We start from the raw sequence: 6,826 nt of genomic DNA on the forward strand, positions 1-6,826 counted from the left end.
GGGCGATTACGCTCATACAATTGACAACCAAGCGGTGTCTATAGGGCAGCCTTAGACACCCTCAAGGCCCGAGAGTAGTGCGGCAATGTCCTCAACGAATTCGACAGGTGTGCAGTCACCCAACTCGTGGACAAGGCAGATCGCAAAACCGCTCGGGAATTCCCCAAACATTTACTCAAGGCGGTCCCTTGTCGCATCCATACGACCCTGACCGATAACGGCATCCAGTTTGCCAAGCAGCCCCCGCAACCGGAACAAAGCGTACTCCCGGCAGATGTGCTTCAACATGATCTGTGAGGCCAACGGGATCGAGCATCGCCTGACCAAGCCAAACCATCCGTGGAACACTGGCCAGCTTGAGCGGATGAACCGCAAGATCAAAGAAGCGACAGAGAAGCGATACCACTTCGAAAGCCACAATCAGTTACGAACACATCTCGGCGACTTCATGGCTGCCTATAACTTTGCCCGCAAACACAAAACACTCGGCGGCGACACGCCCCACGAATACATCAGCAAAACCTAGACTTCAGAACTAGATCGATTCATCATCGAACTAATCCACCAAATGCCGGGACTGAACGCCTGGGTTGGAATCCGAAGCACGCGCCGCCCCCAATTCGTGTTGGCGACCAGCTACAGGCGGGATTTAACGGCTTTGTGTCGGCACAGTGAAAGTTTCGTAAACACCCCTGCGCACCGAGGGCCTACCCATTGGCGCATATCGCCGCTATACGCTGTGCCAACACGCTATCCATATGAGGCCATTCATGAGCTTTGACCGCAGCATCAAGATCGCCCCGTCGATCCTGTCCGCAGATTTCGCCAATTTCGGTGCCGAGATTCAGGCCATCGAAGCCCAGGGAGCGGATTGGGTCCATATCGACGTCATGGACGGCCATTTCGTGCCCAACCTGACCTTTGGCCCGCCCGCCGTCAAAGCGTTCCGCCCGCATGTCAAAACGGTCATGGACGTGCATCTGATGATCACGCCCGTTGATCCGTACATTCAGGCCTACGCAGACGCAGGGGCCGATATCCTGACTGCACATGTCGAAGCCGGGGCCCATACCCACCGTACTTTGCAGGCGATTCGCGCCGCTGGCATGAAGGCGGGCGTTGCGTTGAACCCGGGCACCCCGGCCGACGCGGTTGAACATCTGCTGGACCTGACCGATCTGGTTTGCGTCATGACAGTGAACCCCGGCTTTGGTGGCCAGAAATTCATCGACATGACCAGCAAGATTCGCAAACTCCGGTCGATGATCGGAGATCGTCCGATCCATATCGAGATTGACGGCGGCGTCGACCCCAAGACCGCCCCGCTGGTGGCCGCAGCTGGTGCGGATGTGCTGGTCGCAGGGTCAGCCGTTTTCAAGGGCGGCTCGGTCGATAACCCGGACGTCTACGGCGCAAACATCCAAGCGGTGCGTAGCGCGGCGGAATCGGCGACCTCGTAAACATCAATGCATTAGAAGTGACGCGCTAGTTCGAACGTTGCGCGTCACTTGTCGCATCCGATTGGCGGTTTTTGTACCGAGCACGAATCTTGATCGCTTGCATGAACCGCCCCTCGGCCACCAAAGCGGCCAGAAAGCCGCCAACGTAGTCCTGGTGCAGGCCTGCGGCGGTGGCAGAATCGAACATGCTTTCTGCTGCATCGAACCTGTCCTCGGCCAGCAGCACCAGCGCATTCGTATACTGCTCAAACTCTCCATCGGGATAGAGACCAAGCGCCTGATCAATGGCATCACGGGCTTCATCCGTGTACCCTAGCCCTAACGCGATATCCGCATGCAGGCGGTGGTCAAAGCGGTCGGCACCCTCAAGCGCGACACTGCGTCGAATGTGGAAAAGAGCGGCTTCATACTCGAGGTCGTCCGCCAACAGACTGGCCCGCCAATAAAGCAGATAGCTGCCCGGCCCCACCCGGCTTTCCGCCAGCTCCAACACCTCATGCGCCTGTGATCTTTGGCCTAAGTCTGACAGCGCCCGCGCCTTTCGCACGTAGCCGTCCGTGTCATCAGGTTCGGCCTCAATCACCGTTTCGGCATCTTTCAATGCCTGTTTGGGCCGATCCAGCATCAGCAGGATAAGGGACCGGCGCGACAATGCGGTTACGAAATCCGGCTTCAGTTCCAATGCCCGACTTACATGGTCAAACGCAGCTTCCCAATCGTTCTGCTCGGACAACAGAAAGGCAACACCGTATTCCGCATATGGATCATATGGATCCAGTTCGCTGGCGGTTCTGAACAGGCTCAGCGCTTCGTCCTACCGGTTACGATCCACCAATTTCCAGGCCGGCTCCCGCATCGCCCAAGTATATTCCGGGTTCAGGGCCAGAACGGTTTGCATCATCTCTTCGAAATCGGCAAAATCCATCTCTCCGGCCCGGCGCGCGCTGGCGGCCAAACCAGCCATGTTGCTTGCATTGGGCTTGCGCAATACGGCTTGCCTAAACAATGCGGTCGCAGCCGCATAATCATCGTGATTGTAGTGCACCCACGCGCGCGCCTGCAGCCCAAGCTCGGCATCGGGATTCAAGGCCGGAATTTAGGCAAAATGCGTCATCAACCAGATTCAGATCATCAAGATCAAAATAGGCCCAAGCAAGCTTATCCAACATCTCAATGCGCCGCCGCCAGAATACTGGCAATTGTGAAAAGAGAAAGACTGCCTCAATTAAAGCGGCGAAACAATTCACCTAGGTGCTGAAGGAAGCCCTGCCGCAGTCCTTCCAGAACGCTTACGAAAGGGCTGTGTTATGGCAAAGTATTTGATCCTACCGTTAACCAGGGCTCTTCGATCTGCATCCCCTGATAGATCGCATGCAAAAAAAGATGCGCTAAGACCGGGTCATTCGAGAAAGGTGATGCGTCCAGATTGCCCTCCTCGATCCCTTCCTTGGCCTCATACACGACAACATCATCTTTGATCGTCGAAAGCACTCGCAATTGGGCAAGCACCTCGGGGTCAACGGCCGTCGGGTCATCGGACAGGATCACAAAGTCCCCAACCTTGCCGACCTCGATTGAGCCTTTGGTATCCTCTTCGAAATGCTGCCACGCTGGCCAAATGGTCATGGCCTTCAACGCGGTCATGACATCCACCCGCTGATGCGGTCCCAGAATGTCTCCTGACCGGGTTCTACGCGTCACTGTCGCCGCAAGAACGCGCATGCTGTCGGGCAGCGCTACTGGCGCATCATGGTGTGTGCCAAACATCATATCTCTTTGACGGATCCAGCCCGAGGGCGAGATGTTTTCGGCATTCACCGGACCCACAGTATGATCACGGTGCCAATCACCCCAATAGAACGTGTGCATCGGAAAAATTGAGGGGAACACACCCAACCGCTTATAGCTTTGGACCTGATCCTCTCTCAGAAACTGGCCATGGATCAGAACGGGCCTGTTACCGGGGTCGCCATACTTCATCTGCGCGACCTCAAGGGCGGCGATCAGCATATCCGACGCGCCCTCTCCGTTCGAATGGACCAATATCTGAAAGCCGTTTTCGTAGCACCAGTTCACAGCATCCTGAAGCTGATCCATCGTAATCGCAGAATAGCCGGCATATCCCGCCGGATAAGACCCAACCGGGTCGTAATAAGGACGATCTCTGAGCGCCGTGAAACCTTGCGGCGATCCGTCGATTGTCAACTTGCAACCGCCCACACGAACACGATCCTCATAGGCTCGCGAGACATTAGCGCCGATGAATTCGCGCGCCTCCAAAACATCCGGAAATGCAACAACGTCGATAGGTAACCCACCGTCGGCCCCCACCTTTTTCAGGGCCTGCACGATCTCACCGGATGACCGCCCCTCTTGCCCAGTAGTGTAGCCATACTTGGCCCACAGATTGCTTCCTGCGCGGGCAAAGGCGATCATCCCTTCTTCGCCCAGATTGCTGAGCATGGGCACTAACACTGCAAAGAAGGCGTACTCCTCCAGAACCCCATTGGGTTTCCCGGTGTCGTCACGCTGGATCACACCACCAGGAGGCGCTTCGGAACTAGCGGTGATTCCTGCAATTTCCAAAGCTTTGGAATTTGCTACGCCCAAATGGCCGGATTGATGAACGATGACGATAGGCAGGTCCGTGGAAACTGCATCCAGCTCGTCCCGTGTTGGATGACGCAATTCCTGCAATTGTGCGTTGTCGTATCCGAATCCGATAATCAGTTTCACCTGATCAACAACTTCGGCGTTGTCCTCAACCCATTCTGAAAGCGTGGCCTGCAAACTGGCTATATCAGTTATCCCCCCATCCGGGGGAGCCAGTAGATTGACCGAAAGGGCTTGAAGGCCACCCATCACCACGTGTCCGTGGCTGTCTACGAACCCCGGCAACATGGCACGTCCGGCCAAATCAAATGCCACGGTTTCTTCGCCCTGCAAGCTGGCGACATCAGCCAAGCTACCCACAGCTAGTATGCGACCGTCCTTGACCGCGACGGCCTGAGCCGTGGGTTGATCGTCGTTTATCGTTAGAATCGGACCACCCGAATAAATCGTATCTGCGGGTTGCTGAGGAAACGCGGGGCTGACCGAGCAAACCGCCACTGCTGTAACAGATAATGAGAGCGACAAATTATTCATTCCACGACCTCTTTGCTGCTGAAATGTCAATTACCCAATCTTAAAATCGTTTTTCCTGACTAAGAAAAATCATCTCACGTCTCAACGGGTCGGAAAGCGCTGCATGACTTCTTGGCGCATGCGCAAACGTTCCGGGTATTCCTCCAGAAACTGCTGCGGCGGTTTTCCTTCCCAGACCTGAGCGTAAACGCGCATCTTGTTACCTCCATAGATCTTGGCCAGGTCTTCATTGGTGTATCCACGCGCCCATAGGTTATCCGTGATCGCGGCCAGGATCTTAGCCAGCTCTCCATTGCCTGTGGCACCTTTGTTGAACGCATTAATCATGTAGCCGCCATCGTCATACATGCTTGCATTTGCCGTCGCGAACTCAACAACAAGTTCAGTCGAGAACATGTCGTCGGTCGCAATACCCACATGATCAACCCCGACCAGCTCTACGTAATAATCGATCATATCGGCCGCCTGTTTTGGCGAAATATCGTCTGGCCAAACACCGTCCATCATCCACTCGGTGAACGTCGGAGAGACATAACCACCCGCCTCGGCGGCCCTGACGGCTTCATCGTCGGGAATGGCTCGATAACAACCACGCGGAGTCGCATTCGGTTCGCTCTTGTACAAACCCGCTGGCACGGAATGCGTGTAAACGAAAGGAACACCGGGATAAGTGCTTTCCATATAGTCCATCGCGTCATTGGCCGTCCGAGAGCCTGTGTGGCTTAGGTCCAAAAGAATTCCGAAACGGACCATCTCGTCGATGACTGATTTACCCCAAGAAGTCAGCCCGATGTCATTGCCGTTATAGGCTGCCAACTGGCCGGACCCTGTCCGAAAAACGTCGTTATAAGCCAAGATCATGCCTTTGATTCCCATGTCCTTGAGCAACGCCATCTTCTTTAGATCACCATTCAGGATCGTGGCGGTCTGACTGTTCCAAATGACGGCAGTCTTACCCTGCACGTGAGCAGCCTCGATATCCCGCGTCTCGTTCACGATCAGAAAATTTTCTGGTTGCTCGGCCATAGCCGCACGAAAATGATAGTGCTGCTCTAGCAACGTCTCAAATGACATATCCGCTGCGGCAAGGGTCATCTCGTGACCTGTAATGCCGCTTTCGCGCGCACGATCGAAATAGAGGTGAATTGCTCGTATTCCGTCCATCCCGTGCCGTAAGGGCTGGCGAGCATTCCCAGAACGATTGTATCTTGAACAAATTGCTTCGCCTCGTCTGAGGCGTCCCACGTTTTACCATCTTCGCTGGCCCACACCGGAGCGGCGCTACCCACAAAAAGGCCAAATAGAACGGCTACTGTTTTCATGGCGAAACTCCCTAATCACGCTGCGATTGGTTGCATTCTGCACGCCGGATGGTTTTTAGGACAGAACGAAATGAATTTTAGGAATTTGTGTACGACAATTAAGGGCACCCCGGGGCGGAACGATTTTTATTGTTTCCCAACAAGTGATTTCTCATCCCAGTTACAGAGTGTTCGCCCCCCCAGCAGCCGGCAACAGCGATTTACTGGATGATTTTGAGGTGACGCCAACAGCACGTTCGGTTTCATAAACCGCGCTTTCGGATCACGTCTATTCCCACGTATTAAGTTTGTCTGAAACGCAATCCAACGAATTGCGTTTGCCAAGCCTGACGTCTTGTGACCATGAACGACCGTACAAAACACCAAAAAACGAGAATACCCCCATGATTGAACGCATAGATACCGGCGAACGGTCCTCAAAAATTGTAAAACACAACGGCGTGGCCTATCTGACCGGGCAAGTCGCCGAGGGCGAGACAATTCAGGAACAGGTCCGGATTTGCCTCGAGAAGATTGACGCCCTTCTCGAACAGGCTGGCTCATCGCGCGAAAAGATGCTTCGCGTGACGATCTGGCTGGCCGACATGAAGGATTTTGCAGGTTTGAACGAGGTCTGGAATGCCTGGGTTCCAAAGGGCCATGCCCCAGCGCGGGCTTGCGGCGAAGCCAAATTGGCGCGCGCCGAGCTGAAGGTAGAGTTCATCGTCGACGCGGCCTACGACTAATTCCTGTCCGCAAAATGCGTGCTGACCATAGCAGGAATGCAAACAAAAAAGGGCGTCCCGAGGGACGCCCTTTTCGTTTGATATCTCGAGAGCGATTACTCGACGATTTTCGACACGACGCCGGCGCCGACGGTGCGGCCGCCTTCGCGGATGGCGAAACGCAGGCCGTTTT

Annotated in this window: 8 protein-coding genes and 1 pseudogene; 3 read left to right on the plus strand and 6 right to left on the minus strand. The window is 54.9% G+C overall.

The annotated features are described in order from the left end of the window. Window positions 1-108: 108 nt before the first annotated feature. Both AC2FIB_RS21610 and rpe read left to right on the plus strand, forming a co-directional pair. Window positions 109-586, plus strand: a pseudogene (locus AC2FIB_RS21610) (integrase core domain-containing protein); the annotation flags it as partial. Window positions 587-770: 184 nt separating this feature from the next. Next, window positions 771-1,460 (plus strand): ribulose-phosphate 3-epimerase, encoded by a 690-nt coding sequence (rpe, locus tag AC2FIB_RS21615; protein WP_496735224.1) that lies wholly within the window; start codon window positions 771-773, stop codon window positions 1,458-1,460. Between the two features lie 25 nt (window positions 1,461-1,485). On the opposite strand, the gene AC2FIB_RS21620 is transcribed toward rpe, so the two are convergent. The 5 genes from AC2FIB_RS21620 to AC2FIB_RS21640 all read right to left on the minus strand — a co-directional run bounded on the left by AC2FIB_RS21620 (window position 1,486) and on the right by AC2FIB_RS21640 (window position 5,929). Then, complete coding sequence (locus AC2FIB_RS21620) at window positions 1,486-2,193, minus strand: tetratricopeptide repeat protein (protein WP_496735222.1); 708 nt, start codon at window positions 2,191-2,193, stop codon at window positions 1,486-1,488. Between the two features lie 81 nt (window positions 2,194-2,274). Next, the gene (locus tag AC2FIB_RS21625; protein WP_496735220.1) at window positions 2,275-2,547 is read right to left on the minus strand and encodes a hypothetical protein; all 273 of its coding nucleotides are present in this window, start codon (window positions 2,545-2,547) and stop codon (window positions 2,275-2,277) included. A 218-nt stretch (window positions 2,548-2,765) separates the two neighbouring features. After that, window positions 2,766-4,607: an amidohydrolase gene (locus AC2FIB_RS21630; protein ID WP_496842705.1), complete on the minus strand. Its 1,842-nt coding sequence runs from the start codon at window positions 4,605-4,607 to the stop codon at window positions 2,766-2,768. Between the two features lie 81 nt (window positions 4,608-4,688). Beyond that, a complete protein-coding gene (locus tag AC2FIB_RS21635) occupies window positions 4,689-5,702 on the minus strand; it encodes a dipeptidase (RefSeq protein ID WP_496735217.1) in 1,014 nt (337 codons plus the stop codon). Further along, window positions 5,699-5,929 (minus strand): hypothetical protein, encoded by a 231-nt coding sequence (locus AC2FIB_RS21640; protein ID WP_496735216.1) that lies wholly within the window; start codon window positions 5,927-5,929, stop codon window positions 5,699-5,701. Before AC2FIB_RS21640 ends, AC2FIB_RS21635 begins: the two co-directional genes overlap by 4 nt. Window positions 5,930-6,312: 383 nt before the next feature. On the opposite strand from AC2FIB_RS21640, the gene AC2FIB_RS21645 reads away from it, so the two are divergent. After that, a complete protein-coding gene (locus AC2FIB_RS21645; protein ID WP_282120772.1) occupies window positions 6,313-6,654 on the plus strand; it encodes a RidA family protein in 342 nt (113 codons plus the stop codon). Window positions 6,655-6,749: 95 nt separating this feature from the next. On the opposite strand, the gene AC2FIB_RS21650 is transcribed toward AC2FIB_RS21645, so the two are convergent. Further along, on the minus strand, window positions 6,750-6,826 hold a 77-nt coding region (locus tag AC2FIB_RS21650; RefSeq protein WP_211198660.1), incomplete at its 5' end, for an EF-Tu C-terminal domain-related protein.

This window comes from Ruegeria sp. YTSA072 (assembly GCF_059610285.1).